The following is a 16137-nucleotide window of genomic DNA, read 5'->3' as shown; positions in this document are numbered from 1 at the left end:
GCAGCGAGCGCCGGACGACGGGGTCAGCGCGACGGCGACGGCGTGCCCGGCGGCGGGTCGCCGATGGGGCCCGGGGTGAACGTGCCCCACACCGTGCGCTGGCCGTGCGTCACGGTCGGCGCGGCGGCGTCCGGGACGTAGGGGTCGAGGCGCTCGACGATGCCCCAGTCGCGCCAGGGCTGGCCCTCGAGGTAGGTCGGCAGCTCGGTGCGCCGCTCCAGGATCTCGATCCATCCCAGCGGCCCGCCGGCGTTGGCCGACGACCAGTTCACGCCGCCGGGACGCAGCTGGCTCGCGTCGGCGATGATGCGGTAGCGCGCGACCTCGGCGATGCCGTCGCGCACGTCGAACGGCCGCAGGCACGGGCTCGCGAACTGCACGGGCCACTCGAGGTAGCCGGGGTTCTCCGGGCCGAGGATCTCGGTCAGCGGCACGAGCTGCGGGCCGCGCATCGGCGCGATCGCGAGCCAGCCGTCGGGACCGAGCGCGCGGTCCTGGGCGATCAGGCGCACCTCGTCGGCCTCCGCGCCGACCCCGCCGGCGAGGTTCAGCCGGATCTCGCGCCACCCCGGCTCGCCGAAGCGCCCGTCGTCGACCGGCTGCTGCCCGAGGACCTGCACGCGGCCGTCGGGCAGCCGGTCGGCGTACTGGATGGTGAGGAAGTTCCCGCCGTTGAGCCGCCCGGCGACGGTGAGCACGAGCGGCGTGGTGCCGTTGCGCAGGTCGTCGTTCAGCGAGTACCAGTCGGTGCGCAGGACCCCGGTCCCGGTGCCGTTCGCGTCGTACGAGCCCAGCGCCTCGTCGGCGAGCCCGTTGCGCAGCGAGTACTCGAAGCCCGACACCCCGGTGCCGCCGCCGACCGGCGGGCTGGCGCCGGCGCGCGAGAAGCCGCTGTTGGCGGGCTGCGGCTCGACGAGCTGCGCGTCGGGCGCCGACGCCGGGATGGTGTTCGCGGGCAGCGGGGCGGGCGTCGCGCTGGTGGACGCGCCGCCGGGTGCGGTGGACGTGGTCGGCGGGGTGGTGGTGGTCGTCCCGCCGCCGTCGGTGCCGGTGCTCGTGTCGCTGCCCGCCGAGCCCGCGGCGCCGTCGGTCGTGCCGGCGCCGGCGGACGGCGTCGGGGTCGCGGGCGCGACGGTCGGCAGCACCCCGGGTGCCGACGGCGCGAGACCGGTCGGCGGGGGCGCGGCGGGCAGGACGCCCGCCAGCGTCGAGCCCTCGACGCGGACGGCGTCGGCGAGGCCGCAGGAGCCGCCGAAGGGGTGCTCGACGACGTCGCCGCCCAGCGAGAAGCTGCCCTCCTGGGCCTGGATGCCGTCGGTCATCGAGATCATCTCGAAGACGAGGAGGCCGGCGCAGACCAGCGCGATCGGCGCCGAGCCGAGCCGCAGGGCCCGGGCGCGGCGCTCGACGGTGGAGCCGCCGGAGGTGCGCCGCAGCTTGCCGAGGGCCTCGCGCGGCGGGCGCAGGGCGTTGCCGACCGCGGACGAGACCGCCGGGGGCAGGGTCCGCGCCGTGGGCGGCGGGGGCGTCCCGAGCTCCTCGGGCCGCGGCACCCCGCGGATGTGCTCGATGCCGGCCCAGATCAGCAGGAGCACCGAGACGCCGAGGAGCAGCGTGTACACCGGCCAGGGCTCGGTGAGGCCGTAGCCGAACGGCCAGCCGTCCCAGAAGACCGGGCCGCCGTTGAACGGCACGCCCCAGTTGTTCGTGTACCACCACGTGTTCGGGCCGGTCGCCGCCAGCGCGAGCACCGCGAACAGCGCGGCCAGGAACAGCAGCCGGTTGCGCCGCGAGCGCAGGACGTCCGACGAGGTCGCCAGCGCCGTCAGCGCGGCCATGCCGGCCCCGAGGGCGGCGAACGCGCCGAAGTGGTGGGTCCACTTCGTGGGGGTCAGGGCGAGCACCGCGAAGGCGATGACCGACGAGCCGATGAGCCGCTGCGACGGCCCGAGCGCCGCGCCGGCGATCTTGTCGCGGCGCAGCAGCACGACGATGCAGACGCCGATGGCGAGGATCAGCAGCAGCACCGGGAAGCGCCGGGGGAGCGAGCCGTCGGCGGCCGTCCCGAACAGCGACTGGTAGCGCACGACCTCCTGGAACCAGCTCCAGTTGGGGCCGAGCAGGGTGCGCAGGCGGGTCGCCTCCCACACCGCGGCCCACGTCTGGTCGGCGTAGATCGCGACGAGCACGAGCAGCCCGGCGGCCATCACCGGCGCGAGGACGGGCAGCCAGCCACCGAAGCGGACCCGCTCCATGAGCAGCTTCCACAGCGGGCGCGCGGCGGCGAGGAACGGAGCGACCGCGATGAAGCCGGTGGGGGTCGCCGCCACCGCGAACGCCGCCGCGAGCAGCCCGAGCGCGACCGGGGCGAGCCGGCGCGTGGCGACCCCGCGCTCGACCGCGCAGAACGCCAGCAGGGCGGAGATGACGACTACGGGCTCGGGGCGCAGCCCGTTGTTGTAGGGCAGCCAGAACGCGAGGAACACCATCGCCGCGGCCCACGCCGCCGCCTTCGACCGGCGGACCTGCTGGCCCAGGCGCGGCAGCATCTCGCGGCTGATGAGGAGCCAGGAGACGATCCCCATCGCCAGCGAGGGCACCCGCAGCCAGAGCACCGAGTCGTCGATGCGGATCCATTGCGCGTAGAGCTCGTAGAACCAGCCGAACGGCGCCTCGGGGACGTTGAACCAGCGGTAGTAGTTGCCGATGTAGCCCGCCGACTCCCGGGCCCGCGCGATGCCGAGGATGTAGCCGTCGTCGGAGGTCTGGCTGCCGATGACGGCCCAGACGCCGAGCACCGCGGTGACCACGACGTCGCGCCCGGTGGGCCACCACCAGCGCTTGGGGGCGAGGCGGGGTGCGCGGCGCCCGGCGCGCACGTCGAGGGCGTGCAGCGCCCACACCCCGCCCGCCACGGCGAGCACCGCGAGGACGCCGGCGAGCACCTTGAGCGTCGTCGGCGAGGTCTCGAAGCGGGTGTCGGGCGTGATCGACACCGAGACGCCCGCGACGTCGTCCTGGCCGTCGTCGAGGTCGGAGTAGATGCCGACGACCTGCGGGCGCGCGTCGAACGGCAGCCGGATCTCCTGGCCGATGCCGAGGTCGACGAGGGTCGAGCCGGCGTCCGAGACGATCCGCACCGTGCAGTCGCCAGGCGGCACGGCGGCGTTGGCCATCTGCTGGCCGCGGTCGTTGAGGACGAGCTGGCCGTTCTCGACGGTCAGGCGCATGCCGACCTGCGCGCCCGGGTCGGACAGCGGCGGGTAGGTGGAGAGGACGGTCGCCGTCCCGGTGCTGCGCGCGTCGAGGTCCTGGACGGCCCGGCACGGCACGGTGACGCTCATCGTCTCGGGGCGGTAGGCCACCAACGGGGCGTCCACCGGACGGGTGCCGGTGGTCGCGCTCGGCCACGTGATCGTCGAGGTGTCCTGGACCACGGGCAGGAACGGGAACAGCAGCGCCAGCCCGGTGCCGAGCAGGCCGAGACCGACCGCGAGCCAGCGCAGCCAGCGGGGACCGCGGGTCGGGCGTCCCCCGTCCGGGGTCTCGGACACGCCCGCACCCGGGCGTTCCGGGCTGACGGCCTGTTCCGAGGTCAGCACGCTGCGAGGCTAGTCGGGCGCCCGGAGCGTCCAGTGAGGTGGATCCGTTCTGCGGCGGTGGGCGGGCCGTCAGCGGCGGTGGAAGCGCTCGCGGCGACCGAGGCGCACCAGCGCGAGCCACTCCCGCAGGGCGGCCGGGTCGCGGCGCGAGACGAGGAAGTACCAGGCGAAGCGCAGGTGCTCGATCGCCCCGAACCGCCGCAGGCCCGGCTGGGCGAGCAGGTACCCGCGGTTGCGGTAGGTGTAGTAGCGCTTGGCGGCGTCGCCCGGGTCCTGGGCGTGCAGGCGCCCGCCGAGCATCGGCTTGAACTCCGCCGAGCCGTCCGGGTGCAGGTAGGCGGTGGTCAGGCAGATGCCGTAGGGCAGACCGGAGCGGGCGAGGCGTCGGTGCACCTCGACCTCGTCGCCGCGCACGAACAGCCGCAGGTCCGGGACGCCGACGACGTCGAGCGTCTCCGCGCGGAACAGGGCGCCGTTGAACAGGTGCGCGATGCCGGGCATCAGCTCGTCGTCGCCGCCGTGTTCGCTGTTGTGGCGCGCGAGCTCGCTGCGTCGGTGCATCCAGCGCAGCCCCTGGCGTAGGGGGAAGGCGAGGCGGTCCGGGTCGGTGATGTCGGCGATCACCGGCGAGACCTCCGCGAGGCCGCGCCGCCGGGCGACGTCGAGCAGGGTCGCCAGCACGTGCTCGTCGGCCGGGCGCCCGTCGTCGTCGGCGAGCCAGAGCCAGTCGGTGCCGCGGGCGAGCGCGGTGAGCATGCCGAGCGCGTAGCCGCCGGCACCCCCGAGGTTGTGGTGCGAGGGCAGGTAGGTGACGGGCAGCCCGCAGTTCTCGACGACCGCGCGGGTCTCGTCGTCGGGCCCGTTGTCGACGACGACGAGGTGGTCCGGCCGCCGCGTCTGCTTCGCGATCACCGCCAGGCCGTCGACGAGCAGGTCCGCGCGGTGGCGGGTGACGACGACGGCGGTGACCGTCTCGCTGTCGCTGCTCACCCGGGCGTGCTCGCGCTGTCGAGGCGCTGGAGGATCTCCGGGCTGAGGTTCTCGAACACGTCGCGGCCCTTGTAGTGGCTGACCACCTGGCGCAGCGGGCCCTGCTCGCGGATGACGCCGCTGTCCATCCAGATCGCGGTGTCGCACAGCTCGACGAGGAACTCGTCGGAGTGCGAGGCGAACACGAGCATCCCGGAGCGCCCGACGAGGTCGCGCAGGCGGTCGCGGGCCTTCTCGAGGAACGCCGCGTCCACCGCGCCGATCCCCTCGTCGAGGATGAGGATCTCGGGGTCGATCGAGGTGACGACGCCGAGCGCGAGGCGCACGCGCATGCCGGTGGAGTAGGTGCGCAGCGGCATGTTCAGGTAGTCGCCGAGCTCGGTGAACTCGGCGATCTCGTCGACCCGGCGCTCCATCTCGCGGCGGTTCATGCCGAGGAACAGGCCGCGGATGATGATGTTCTCGTAGCCGGAGATCTCCGGGTCCATGCCGACCGCCAGGTCGAAGACCGGGGCCACGCGCCCGCGGATGCTCGCCCGGCCCCGGGTCGGCTCGTAGATGCCCGCGAGCAGGCGCAGCAGCGTCGACTTGCCGGCGCCGTTGTGCCCGACGAGCCCGACGCGGGCGCCCTGGCCCAGCGAGAGGTCGATGTCGCGCAGGGCCTCCACCACGGGGACCTTCTGGTCGCTGATCCGCCCGCCCGCGCGGCCCAGGACGGACTTCTTCAGCGACCTGTTCTTGGCGTCGAAGATCGGGAACTCGACGCTGGCCCCGCGGACCTCGATGCTGACCATCAGATCTTCTCCATGGCTGCGCTCACACCCAGTACGCGACGCGGGAGCGGTAGTTGCGCAGGGCGACCAGCGCGAGCGTCCAGCCGATGACGGTGATCCCGCCGGCGACCGCCCAGTGCGTCCAGCTCTGCACCTGACCCACGAGCGGGGCCCGGAAGATCTCGATGAAGTGGTAGAAGGGGTTCAGCTTCGCCAGGAACTCGATGATCGCCTTGGCGCTGCCGGGCGCGCCGCCGGTGAGCAGGTCGGTCGTCCAGATGATCGGCGTCATCGTGAAGAACAGCTGCATGAAGCTGCCGACGACCGGCGGGATGTCGCGGAAGCGCGCCGAGATGATCCCGAACAGCAGCGTGACCCACAGGCCGTTGACGACGATCAGCAGGAAGGCCGGGATCGCCAGCAGCGCCCACCAGCTCAGGCCGGGGTGCACGATCGCGGCCGGGTTGTTGTTGACCATCGTGTACGGCTGGTCGAGCTGCTGGAAGAAGATCGCCAGCACGATGACGTAGACGACGACGTTGTGGGCGAAGAACAGCACCTGCCGCCACACGGTGCGGAAGACGTAGATCATCAATGGCGCCGGCAGGAAGCGGATGAGGCCCTCGTTGGCGATGAAGGTCTCGGTGCCCTCCAGCACGCAGGCGCTGATGAAGTACCAGATCATGAAGCCGACGGTCACGTACGGCATGAACGTGCCGATCGGCTGGCCGAACAGCTGCGAGTAGAGCCCGCCGAGCGCCGCCGCGGTGACCGCCATGCTGATGGTGATCCACAGTGGGCCGATGACCGAGCGCCGGTAGCGCTGTTTGATGTCCTGCCAGCCGAGGTGGCCCCACAGCTCGCGCTGCGCGACCGCGGCCCGGATGTCGGCGAACGCACGCCCCCAACTGCGCGGGGACGGCGCGTCGTCGACGGGCGCCGGTTCGTCGGCGTCCTGGCGCGCGAGTGCTGGGACGGCCACGACGGATGAGCCTACCTGCGCGGGTGGTCGCTCCTCGCGGACCGGCTCGCGGGCTCCCCCGTCCGGTGCGGCTCCGCCGGGCCGCGGGTCGGTCAGAGGTACTGGCCCGTCGCGCCGGGCGAGCTCCCCGAGCCGCCGGAGCCGGCCGGCAGGCCCCGGCGCATCTGCTCGAGCTGCACCTTCGCCGCCATCTGCTGGGCGACGAGCGCGGTCTGGATGCCGTGGAACAGGCCCTCGAGCCAGCCGACGAGCTGCGCCTGGGCGATCCGCAGCTCGCCCGCCGACGGGGGCTGGTCGGCGGCGAACGGCTCGACGAGCCGGGTGAGCTCCTCGCGCAGGTCGGGCGAGAGCGCGGACTCGAGCTCGCGCAGCGACGAGGCGTGGATCTCGCGCAGCCGCCCGCGGCTCGCGTCGTCGAGGTCGGTGCCGCGGACCTCCTCGAGGAGCTGCTTGATCATCATGCCGATGCGCATGACCTTCGCCGGCTCCTCGACGCCCGCGGAGGGGTCCTCGGGGCCGTCCTCGGCGGTGGTCTCGCCGGTGGTCTGCGGGGTCTCGGCGGCGTCGTCGGCGTCGCCCGGGACCCGGACCGTGCCGACCGGCTGCCCGTCCGGTCCGACGATCATGACCTGGTCACCGGGGGTGGGGGTCTCGCTCATGGGTCCATCCTCCACCCGGCCGTACCCCGCACCCGCCCGGCGCCCGCCCACCGCCTGCCGCCGTCACCTGAGCCGACCGCCGTCGCTGCCCGCAGGGCCGCTCCGTACCCTCGCGAGCATGGCGTTCGACGTCGCTCGGGTCAGGGGCCTGGTGCCCGCCCTGGGTGACGGGTGGGCGCACCTGGACGGCCCGACGGGCATGCAGGTGCCCGAGCAGGTCGCCACCGCGGTCTCCTCGGCGCTGCGCGCGCCGGTCTCGCGCCCGGGCGGGGTGTTCCCGGCCTCGCAGCGCGGCGGCGCCATCATCGAGGCCGCGCGGCGGGCCGTCGCCGACCTCGTGGGCGCCGATCCGAAGGGCGTCGTCCTCGGACCCGGCCCCGCCCCGCTGCTCGAGCGGCTCGCCGACGCCCTGAGCGCCGACTGGGCGCTCGGCGACGAGGTCGTCGTCTCCCGCCTCGACGACACCGCGAACGTCGCGCCGTGGCATCGCGCCGCCCAGCGCACGGGCGGGCGGCTGCGCACCGCTGAGATCGACGTGGAGACCTGTGAGCTGCCGAGCTGGCAGTTCGACGAGCTGGTGGGCGACCGCACGCGCGTCGTCACCGTCACCGCCGCGTGCCCGGCGATCGGCACGCGCACCGAGGTCGCGGCGATCGCCCGCAAGGTGCACGCGCTGCCCCAGCCGGGCGCCGGGATCGAGCCGCTGATGGTCGTCGACGCCACCGCCGCGGCGCCCTTCCTGCCCCTGGACCTCGACACCATGGGCGCCGACATCATGGTGCTCTCCGCGGCGGCGTGGGGCGGTCCGCCGGTCGGGGCGCTGGTGTTCCGCAACCCCGAGCTGCTCGACCGCCTGCCCGCCGTCTCGCTCGACGCGTCGGCGAAGGGGCCCGAGCGCCTCGAGATCGGCGACGCCCCCTACGCCCTGCTCGCCGGGCTCGTCGCGTCGATCGACTACCTCGGCGACCTCGACGACAACGCCGACGGGCCCCGCCGCGAGCGCGTGCTCACGTCGATGAGCTCGGTGCGCAGCCACCAGGACGAGCTCACCGCCTACCTCGTCTCCGAGCTGCGCTACCTGCCCGGGGTCATGGTCATCGGCGAGCCACCGCGCCGGATCCCGGTCGTCGCCTTCACCGTCGCCGGCCGCACCGCGCGCGAGGTCGCCGAACGCGTCGCCGAGCACGGCGTCTGCGTGGTCACCGACACCGGCGACAGCGGCGCGCTCGAGGTCCTCGGCGGCGCCGAGGTCGGCGGCGTCGTGCGCGTCGGCCTCGCGCACTACACCACCCGCGCCGAGATCGACACGCTCGTCAACGCCCTCGCCCGCCTCTAGACAGCCTCGAGACAGCGCGCCGTGCCGGTGCGAGCGATGCGGCATCGCTGGCGTGTGACGCCAGGATCGCCACATCCTCGGTGCGCGACACGCCGGGGAGTGGGCGCACGCGGAACCACGGGCTCGCCGCCTACCCACGCCGGGAGATCACCAGGTCGACATGCACCTCGGAAGCGTCCGCGGAGGTGCCTGCCGACCAGCTGATCTCCGCGCTCAGCCCGCCAGCACCCCGTCCTCGTCGCGCACGACGAGCACGAGCTTGCCGATGACGCCGCCCTCGTCGAGCGCCGCGTGCGCGCGGGAGGCCTCGGCCACCGGGACGTACCGGTGGATCACGGGACGGACCCGGCCCTGCTCGATCAGCGGCCAGACGTCCTCGCGGGTGGCGGCGACGATCGCGCCCTTGCCGTCGGGGCCCTCGACCTCCCGGCCGCGCAGCGTGGTGGCGCTGATCGACAGGCGGCGGCCGAGCATCGAGGCGAGGTTGATCTCGGTCTTCGCGCCGCCCATCAGACCGATGATCACCAGGCGCCCGCCGATGGCGAGCGCGCTGAGGTTGGCCGTGAGCATCGAGGCGCCCATGTTGTCGAGGATGACGTCGACGCCGCGGTCGTCGGTCGCGCTCGCGACCTCGGTGGGCAGGTCGTCGTGGTAGTCGATGGCGACGTCGGCGCCCAGGTCGAGGCAGGTCTGCAGGCGCTCGGGCGAGCCGGCGGTCGCGAGGACGCGCGCGCCGAGCGCCTTGCCGATCTGGATCGCGTGGGTGCCGATGCCCCCGGTCCCGCCGTGGACGAGCAGCGTCTCGCCCTCCCGGAGGTGTCCGGTCATCGCGAGGTTCGACCACACCGTGCAGGCCACCTCGGGCAGCCCGCCCGCGTCGGTCAGCGACACCCCGTCGGGCACCGGCAGCAGCTGCGCCGCCGGCACCGCGACCCTCTCCGCGTAGCCGCCGCCGGCCAGCAGCGCGCAGACCTCGTCGCCGACCGACCAGCCGGTGACCCCCGGGCCGAGCGACGCGATGCGCCCGGAGCACTCGAGGCCGGGCACCTCGGAGGCGCCCGGGGGCGGCGGGTAGTTGCCCTGGCGCTGCATGACGTCGGCGCGGTTGACCGCCGACGCGACGACGTCGACGACGACCTCGCCGGGCCCCGGCTCCGGGTCGGGGTGCTCGACCCACTCGAGGACCTCGGGGCCACCGGACTCGCGGATGGTGATGGCGTACACGGCGCGGAACGCTATCGGCGGCGCCCGGCACCCGCGCGTTCCGTACCGCGCGTACGCCCCGACCATTATCGTGGCGTGATGGCCGAGCAGGAGCCGCGCTGGCTCGACCCCGTCGAGTGGCACGCGTGGCGCAACTACATCGCAGGTCAGGCCCTCCTCGCCGGGCGGCTCAACCGCGAGCTCTCCGACCGGCACGGCCTCTCCCTGGCCGACTACGAGATCCTCGTGCGCCTCTCCGAGCAGGAGGACCACCGGATGCGGATGAGCCTGCTGGCCGAGGAGGTCGTCGCCTCGAAGTCGCGGCTCTCCCACCAGGTGTCGCGCCTCGAGGTCGACGACCTCGTGCGCCGCGAGCTCTGCCCCTCCGACGGTCGCGGCGTCTTCGCGGTCCTCACCGAGCACGGGTTCGACGTGCTCCAGCGCGCCGCGCCCGACCATCTCGAGGGCGTGCGCGCCCACTTCGTCGACCTCCTGGACGACCACGAGCGCAAGGTCGTCGGCGACGTCTTCGAGCGCGTCGTGACCAAGCTGCGCGCCGACTCCTGACCGGCGCTTACCCTGGCCCGCGGAAGCGTGGCAGAGCGGCCGATTGCATCCGCCTTGAAAGCGGACGTCACGCAAGTGACCGGGGGTTCGAATCCCCCCGCTTCCGCAGGTGAGACCGGCGCGGACGATCTTCACGGTCGCTCCATGATCCAGTGACAGCGGTCGATGACAGCAACGGGTCACTCCTCGGGCTGGTCCGCGGTGGGCGTACCGAGCTGGTCGTCGAGCAGGCCGAGGGCCTCGCGCTGGCTGTCGAGGCTGACGTGGCCGTAGACGTTCATGGTCATCTCGATGGCCGAGTGGCCGACGATCTCCATGACGATCCGGGGGTTCACCCCGAGCGAGAGCAGCAGCGTCACGCAGGTGTGGCGCATGTCGTGGAGACGGACCCGGCGGAAGCCGTGCTTAGCGCACAGCTCCACGAACAGCCGGGACACGTAGGACGGCTCCAGCGGCGTCCCGACGCCGGTGGTGAACACGTACTCAGTGTCTTGCCAGCGCAGCCGGCCCGCGTTGGCCCGTTCCTTGGCCTGCCGGTCGCCGTGGGTGCGCAGCACGTGGACGCAGATCGGCGGCAACGGCACGGTGCGCGTCGAGCGACGTGTCTTGGTCGGTAGCTCCCGCAGCTCGCCCTCCACGCGCTGGAGCCCGCGCGTGATCCTGAGCGTGCCGGCGTCGAGGTCGACGTCCGACCAGTGCAGCCCGATCGCCTCGGACCGCCGCAGCCCCAACACGATCAGCACGACCCACAGGGCGTAGAGCCGGTGATCGGCGACCGCGGTCAGGAAGCGGCGCGCCTCGTCGGGGCTGAACGGGGGCGGTGTCGTTCCCGTCGCCGGAGTTGCGATCTTCACGCCGCGCGCGACGTTGCGGGTGACCAGCTCCTCCCGGAATGCGTGCTGGAGTGCCGCGCGCAGCGTCGAGTGAATCCACTGCACGGTGCGCGGAGTGACGCCGGCCTTCCGCAGCTTCTCGACCATCAGCCGGACATCGCGCACCGACAACGCCGTGAGCTGCTTCGAGCCGATCAGCGGCACGAGGTGCAGCCGGACGTTGGCCTCGTAGCTCGCCCACGTGTGCGGTCGGATATGGTGCCGGGCGTGCTCGAGCCACTCGCCGAGGAACGCGGCGACGGTCAGCCGGGTCGGGCCGGCGGGGACGCCCTGGTCGTTGGCCGCCTGGAGCTTGCCGATCTTCCGCAGGACGTCCTTCTCGTCCTTGCCGTAGACGTAGCGGCGCTCGATCTTGCCGGTGTGGGTGCGGACGTAGGCGGCGCCCGACCAGCGGCCGTCCTTGCGCTGCCAGGCGCTCCCGTCGCCGTTGCTGTTGCGGGTCACGCGGCGGCCTCCTCGATCAGCCGGCTGGCGTACTCCCGCACGGCCTCGGCGTGGACGCGGCGCAGCCGGCCGATCTTGACCGACACGAGGTCGCCGTTGCGGATGAGGTCGTAGACCTTGGCCCGACCGACGTGCAGGGCCTCGGCGACCTCCTCGGGGGTGAGGAACACCCGTTCCATGAATCAGTCCTCCGTGACGTGCCGGCCGAGGTGGCCGAGGTGGTTGTGGGCGGTGGTGGCGTGGGCGCCGGCGGCGTCGAGGTCGGCGACAACGCGCGCCAGGGCGTGGCCGGCCTCGGCGATGGCCCCGGCGGGCTCGCGGCCGCGGTCGTCGAAGTGCTCGGCGGGGTCGGCGCGCTGGGTGCTGCGGACCAGGAACCCGACGAGCTGCGGGAGCCGGCGCAGCAGCTCGTCGAGGGCGCCGACAACGTCGTAGGCGTCGGTGACAGTCAGCGGCGGGCCGTGGGTGGCGTGGTTGGCGAGCGCGACGCTGGCCGACGCGCCGGCGAGGTGGCGGGCGAGATCGGTCACGGCCGCTCTCCGTTCTGCGGGACGTCAGCGGCGCGGTCGGTGGCGGCGCCGAGCTGGTGGGCGAACTCGCCGGCGCTGCTCGACACGGCGGGCCCGAGCGTCGGGGAGGCGGCGAAGAGCAGGACGAGGGTCACGACCCCCGAGACCAGCGCCGGGGCGGCCTTGTGGCTCTTGACCAGCAGCGCGGTCACGAGCGCAGCGATGATGACGATTGCTGTCAGGTTCACGGCTGTACCCGCCGTCCGTGCTGCTGGACGCGGTCGACGTACTCGCCGTAGTCGCCGAGGTAGGGGACGCGGATGCGCTGACAGTCCCTGCCAAGTCCGGACAGGTAGGTGATGCCGGGCGCGGCGTTGGCGTGCTCGGGTCCGAGCGCTCGGGCGTCGGTGCCGTGGAGCATCTCCAGGGAGTCGGCCGGCACCCGGAACGAGAGCCGCAGCGCGAACTGGTCGCGGGCGTAGCCGCCGCCGACGGCGGTGGCCTCGAACCGCTGGGCCAGCATCAGGACCCGGAAAGCGGCCTTGCGGCCTTCGGAGAGCAACCGCAGGACCGCAGTGCGGATGCGCTCCGCGACCGGCACTCCTTCGCCGCGCTTGGGCTTGGGCAGCGAGTCGGCGGCGCGCAGCAGCCCCGGTGCTTCCTCGAGCACCACGAGCACCGTTGGGGTGGCCGGGGTGGGCTCGATCTTGTCCCGACGCGGCGGGATGGTCGCGAGCCGGCGGTCCATCTCGGCGACCAGGTCCTCGAGCAGCACCGCGTGCGCCTCGAGGTGGTGGGTACCGGTGACCTGGTGGGCTCGGTGGGCGGTGCCGTCCCAGGCGCGGCCGAGCAGGAGCCCGGTGATGTCCGAGCCGGCCACGAGGACGTCGGGGGCGGCGGCGAGCTGGGAGAGCAGCCCGTAGCAGAGCGCGGACTTGCCCGAGCCGTTCTGGCCCTGCACCGCGATGTGGCCGGCGTCGGCGATCGCGTCCCCGAGGGTGATGCCGTCCTCGGTGCGCCCGAGGATCACCGGCTCCGATCCGGACGCGACGGCGAGCGACGGAAGGCCGAAGCTGTCGCGCAGGGGATCGTGGTTGAGCACTATCAGTCGGACCCACCGGCTGGCGAGGGTCTCGACGCGGAGGCCGTGCCCGCCGAGAGAGTGGGCAAGGCGTGGCCCGTTCTCACGGCTGGTGAAGTCGCCGGGTTCCTGGCCGGCCATCAGCTCGACGGTCAGCGTGATAGGCGGCCCGCCGTGCACGGCGCCGACGCGCGGGGTGCGCACGGTCAGCCCGGCGGCGACGGAGACGTACTGGCACAGCCGCAGGGCGGTGCAGGCTTCGCGGAACTCGGCGGTGATGCCCTGGGCGAAGACGTGGTGCGCGGCCCACGCGTCGCGTTCGGCGCGGCGGGCCCGCCAACGTGCGACGAAGCCCGGTGGGCGGCGGTGCCCGGCGGCGGGTGGGCCGGTGCGGTCGAGGGTTCGTGTGGTGGTCATGACCGGCTGCTCCGGTGGGTGCGGGCCCGCCGGCGGCGGGTGCGGGAGGGGGAGGCGGCGACCTGGACCTGGGTGACCTCCCAGGTCGAGGAGCCGCAGGCGGGGCAGCGCTCGAGGGAGAGCTGCACGACCCCGTCGCCGGAGTCGTCGCCGATGGGGGCGGGGGTCCACTGCTCGACGCAGCCGGCCGCGCGGCAGGTCAGGACCAGCTCGTCGAGCAGCGCGGCGGTGCGGACCTGCACCCGCGAGCGAGGTGGGCGGGCGGGGGCGGCCATCAGGCGGCCGCCGTCTCGTCGCCGCTGGGCTTGCGGGCCGGGCGGACGCCGGCCCCGCCGGCGGGGCGGATGGCGGTGGCGGAGAAGGACACCTCGATGCCCTTGGCGCCGTTGCGCGCCGGCCGCACGCGGGCGGAGAGGTCGTCGAAGGTGACTTCGCTGTAGGGCGGCAGCTCGGGGGCCTCGTGGCTGACGATGCGGACGCCGTGCAGCTCGGGACGTCCGTCGCGGCCGGTGTCGAACAGGCAGTCGTAGATGCGCACCGGCGCGCCGGTGGCCTCGTCGATCAGAGGCTGTCCGCTGGACCGTCGGCCGTTGGGGCCGTCCTCCCAGCGCTCGAGGGTCTGGTTGTGCCCGGTGGCGATGGCCTTCATCCGGGCTTCGTTGATGGGCGCGTTCAGCTCGTACATCGGGGTTCTCCTGGCGGATTCGGCACCCGCGTGTCGGGGTGTGCCACTACCGTCGGGGCGGTCCGAGCGATTGACCCGGAAGAAAATTCCGGGGTCGTCGAGCTGGGCGAGAGGACGGTCTTGCCATGCGCGGGATGACCGAGTCACTGACCATCGGCGAGCGGGTGGCGTTCTACCGCCGGCGCCGTGGACTTTCCCAGGAAGTCGTCGCCGGTCTCGTCGGGCGCACCGAGGACTGGCTGAGCAAGATCGAGAACAACCGCGCCGAGCTGGATCGGCTCTCGGTGATCCGCAAGTTCGCCGACGTTCTCGACGTCTCCCTGGGCGACCTTCTCGGCGAGCCGACCTTCTTGGACTGGACCGCCGACAGTGGCACCGCGACCGTCACTGCGCTGCGAACGGCGCTGATGGACTATCGCCAGCTCAACCCGATCCTGCGCCGTACTGGAGCTACCGCAGAGCCGCCGGCGATCGTGGACCTCGAGCGCGACGTGGCAGACGTGTTCGACGCCTACCAGGCCGCCCGCTTCGGGTTCGTGACTGCGCGAACCTCGCTACTGCTGGCGGACGCCCTCCTGGCCGTGGACACCCACGAGGGCGCCGAGCTCGAGCGCGCGCACGCGCTGCTGGCCCTGTCGTACCAGGTGTCGGCGTCGACGCTGACCAAGCTGGGCGAGTGCGATCTGGCGTGGATGGCGGCGGACCGGGGCCTGACCGCGGCCCAGCGGGCCGGCGACGTCACGGTCATGGGGTCGCTGTTCCGCTCGGTCGTCCACTCCCTGCTCGCGACCGGTCGGTACGACGCCGCGGCTCAGCTCACTTCCGACGGCTCGGATTTCCTCAGCGGCTCGCTCGGCTCGGCCGATGCCGGCCTGTGGTCTGTCTATGGGTCGCTGTTCCTCGCCGGCGCTATGGCCTCCTCACGCATGGAGGACCGCGGCCTGACGCGCGACTTCCTCGAGAATGCCCAGCGTGCAGCCGGCTATCTCGGCACCGACGGCAACCACCTCTGGACCGCCTTCGGCCCGACCAACGTGGCGATCCACCGGGTGGCGACCGCCATGGAGCTGGGCGACGTCCAGGTCGCGATCGACCTTGGGCCGCGAATCGACACCACCGCCCTGCCCACTGAGCGTCGCGTCCGCCACGCCCTCGAGACTGCCCGCGCTCTCTCGACGTCCAACCGCCGAGACGAGGCCCTGGCGACGGTGCTCGGCGCGGAGCGCCTGGCCCCGGAGCAGGTCCGGCACCACTTCATCAGCCGCCAGCTCGTCTTATCGTGGATGAAGAACCCCCGTGGCACCGTCAGCGCAGAGCTGGGCGCCCTCGCCCACCGCCTCCGGCTCGCCGCCTGACCGGCCCAGGGCGGGCCCGTACCCTCGGCTCCATGTCGTCGCCAGAGGACAGCTTCGCCACCCCGCGGGTCGCCGCCGGGGCACTCTTCATTGACGCTGAAGGTCGGGTGCTACTCGTCCACCCGACCTACAAGGACACGTGGGACATCCCGGGCGGCTACGTCGAGCGCGGCGAGTCTCCCGCCGCAGCGTGCCAGCGCGAGGTCCTCGAGGAACTTGGAATCGATAGGACGCCGATCGGTCTTGCTGCAGTTGATTGGGCGCCGCACGAGCGCGAGGGTGACAAGCTTCTTTTCATCTTCGAATGCGGTGTTCTCGGGGATGATCAAGATCGCATCAGGCTTCAGCCAGAGGAGCTGGACGGGTGGCGCTGGGTCCGGGAGCCCGAACTCGACGAGTACCTCATCCAGCGCCTAGCGCGCCGTGTCCGGGCTGTTGTCTCCCGGCGGACAAGTCTGAGCCTCTACTTGGAGCACGGAACATCTCCGCTGACGCGGACATCACTAGCCTAGACAGCTACCTCGGGTCGCCGGACTGTCCCGCGACGATCTGGCGTAACAGGGCGCGAGCGACGGACGATGGAGGCGACGTGACGTAGCGCTCGCCAGGCAGCGCGCACAGCGATAGTTCCTGATGCTCCA

Annotated in this window: 17 protein-coding genes and 1 tRNA gene; 5 read left to right on the top strand and 13 right to left on the bottom strand. The window is 73.0% G+C overall.

Annotation, left to right across the window (positions count from 1 at the left end; translation table 11 throughout):
* Positions 1-23: 23 nt before the first annotated feature.
* From PHK61_RS21160 to PHK61_RS21140, 5 genes are all read right to left on the bottom strand, one after another.
* Positions 24-3602, bottom strand: coding sequence for an arabinosyltransferase domain-containing protein (locus tag PHK61_RS21160; protein WP_274282998.1), 3579 nt, complete (start codon positions 3600-3602; stop codon positions 24-26).
* A 69-nt stretch (positions 3603-3671) separates the two neighbouring features.
* The gene (gene glfT1, locus PHK61_RS21155; protein WP_274282997.1) at positions 3672-4592 is read right to left on the bottom strand and encodes a galactofuranosyltransferase GlfT1; all 921 of its coding nucleotides are present in this window, start codon (positions 4590-4592) and stop codon (positions 3672-3674) included.
* Positions 4589-5386, bottom strand: a complete 798-nt coding sequence (gene wzt, locus PHK61_RS21150; protein WP_274282996.1) for a galactan export ABC transporter ATP-binding subunit Wzt/RfbE — start codon at positions 5384-5386, stop codon at positions 4589-4591. Before wzt ends, glfT1 begins: the two co-directional genes overlap by 4 nt.
* 22 nt (positions 5387-5408) lie before the next feature.
* Positions 5409-6347: a galactan export ABC transporter permease subunit Wzm/RfbD gene (gene wzm, locus PHK61_RS21145; RefSeq protein WP_274282995.1), complete on the bottom strand. Its 939-nt coding sequence runs from the start codon at positions 6345-6347 to the stop codon at positions 5409-5411.
* Between the two features lie 92 nt (positions 6348-6439).
* A complete protein-coding gene (locus PHK61_RS21140) occupies positions 6440-7006 on the bottom strand; it encodes a bacterial proteasome activator family protein (protein WP_274282994.1) in 567 nt (188 codons plus the stop codon).
* 118 nt (positions 7007-7124) lie between these two features.
* On the opposite strand from PHK61_RS21140, the gene PHK61_RS21135 reads away from it, so the two are divergent.
* Positions 7125-8342 carry a cysteine desulfurase-like protein gene (locus PHK61_RS21135; RefSeq protein WP_274282993.1) on the top strand — a complete coding sequence of 406 codons (1218 nt, stop codon included), beginning with the start codon at positions 7125-7127 and terminating at the stop codon, positions 8340-8342.
* A 213-nt stretch (positions 8343-8555) separates the two neighbouring features.
* Here PHK61_RS21135 and PHK61_RS21130 read toward each other — a convergent pair whose 3' ends face one another.
* Complete coding sequence (locus PHK61_RS21130; RefSeq protein WP_274282992.1) at positions 8556-9566, bottom strand: NAD(P)H-quinone oxidoreductase; 1011 nt, start codon at positions 9564-9566, stop codon at positions 8556-8558.
* Between the two features lie 78 nt (positions 9567-9644).
* Here PHK61_RS21130 and PHK61_RS21125 point away from each other — a divergent pair, with 78 nt between their 5' ends.
* Positions 9645-10112, top strand: coding sequence for a MarR family winged helix-turn-helix transcriptional regulator (locus tag PHK61_RS21125; protein ID WP_274282991.1), 468 nt, complete (start codon positions 9645-9647; stop codon positions 10110-10112).
* A 21-nt stretch (positions 10113-10133) separates the two neighbouring features.
* Positions 10134-10218: transfer RNA gene (locus PHK61_RS21120), tRNA-Ser, on the top strand.
* 73 nt (positions 10219-10291) lie between these two features.
* Here PHK61_RS21120 and PHK61_RS21115 read toward each other — a convergent pair.
* The 7 genes from PHK61_RS21115 to PHK61_RS21085 are packed head-to-tail and all read right to left on the bottom strand — an operon-like array spanning position 10292 to position 14141.
* Positions 10292-11449, bottom strand: a complete 1158-nt coding sequence (locus tag PHK61_RS21115) for a tyrosine-type recombinase/integrase (RefSeq protein WP_274282990.1) — start codon at positions 11447-11449, stop codon at positions 10292-10294.
* Positions 11446-11628: a helix-turn-helix domain-containing protein gene (locus PHK61_RS21110; RefSeq protein WP_274282989.1), complete on the bottom strand. Its 183-nt coding sequence runs from the start codon at positions 11626-11628 to the stop codon at positions 11446-11448. The genes PHK61_RS21115 and PHK61_RS21110 overlap by 4 nt, the downstream gene beginning before the upstream one ends.
* A gap of 3 nt (positions 11629-11631) precedes the next feature.
* Complete coding sequence (locus PHK61_RS21105; protein ID WP_274282988.1) at positions 11632-11979, bottom strand: hypothetical protein; 348 nt, start codon at positions 11977-11979, stop codon at positions 11632-11634.
* On the bottom strand, positions 11976-12206 hold the full coding sequence (locus tag PHK61_RS21100; RefSeq protein ID WP_274282987.1) for a hypothetical protein: 231 nt from the start codon (positions 12204-12206) through the stop codon (positions 11976-11978). Before PHK61_RS21100 ends, PHK61_RS21105 begins: the two co-directional genes overlap by 4 nt.
* Positions 12203-13456 carry a hypothetical protein gene (locus PHK61_RS21095; protein ID WP_274282986.1) on the bottom strand — a complete coding sequence of 418 codons (1254 nt, stop codon included), beginning with the start codon at positions 13454-13456 and terminating at the stop codon, positions 12203-12205. Before PHK61_RS21095 ends, PHK61_RS21100 begins: the two co-directional genes overlap by 4 nt.
* On the bottom strand, positions 13453-13731 hold the full coding sequence (locus PHK61_RS21090) for a hypothetical protein (RefSeq protein WP_274282985.1): 279 nt from the start codon (positions 13729-13731) through the stop codon (positions 13453-13455). Before PHK61_RS21090 ends, PHK61_RS21095 begins: the two co-directional genes overlap by 4 nt.
* Entirely contained in the window at positions 13731-14141 is a 411-nt protein-coding gene (locus tag PHK61_RS21085; RefSeq protein ID WP_274282984.1) for a hypothetical protein, read from the bottom strand. Before PHK61_RS21085 ends, PHK61_RS21090 begins: the two co-directional genes overlap by 1 nt.
* Before the next feature lie 134 nt (positions 14142-14275).
* Here PHK61_RS21085 and PHK61_RS21080 point away from each other — a divergent pair, with 134 nt between their 5' ends.
* Positions 14276-15496 carry a helix-turn-helix domain-containing protein gene (locus PHK61_RS21080; RefSeq protein ID WP_274282983.1) on the top strand — a complete coding sequence of 407 codons (1221 nt, stop codon included), beginning with the start codon at positions 14276-14278 and terminating at the stop codon, positions 15494-15496.
* 32 nt (positions 15497-15528) lie between these two features.
* The gene (locus PHK61_RS21075) at positions 15529-16008 is read left to right on the top strand and encodes an NUDIX domain-containing protein (protein WP_274282982.1); all 480 of its coding nucleotides are present in this window, start codon (positions 15529-15531) and stop codon (positions 16006-16008) included.
* Positions 16009-16137 lie beyond the last annotated feature (129 nt).

This window comes from Actinomycetospora lutea, assembly GCF_028737205.1.
In the GTDB taxonomy this organism is placed as follows: Bacteria; Actinomycetota; Actinomycetes; order Mycobacteriales; family Pseudonocardiaceae; genus Actinomycetospora; species Actinomycetospora lutea.
This window is presented reverse-complemented; position numbering and strand designations above follow the sequence as displayed.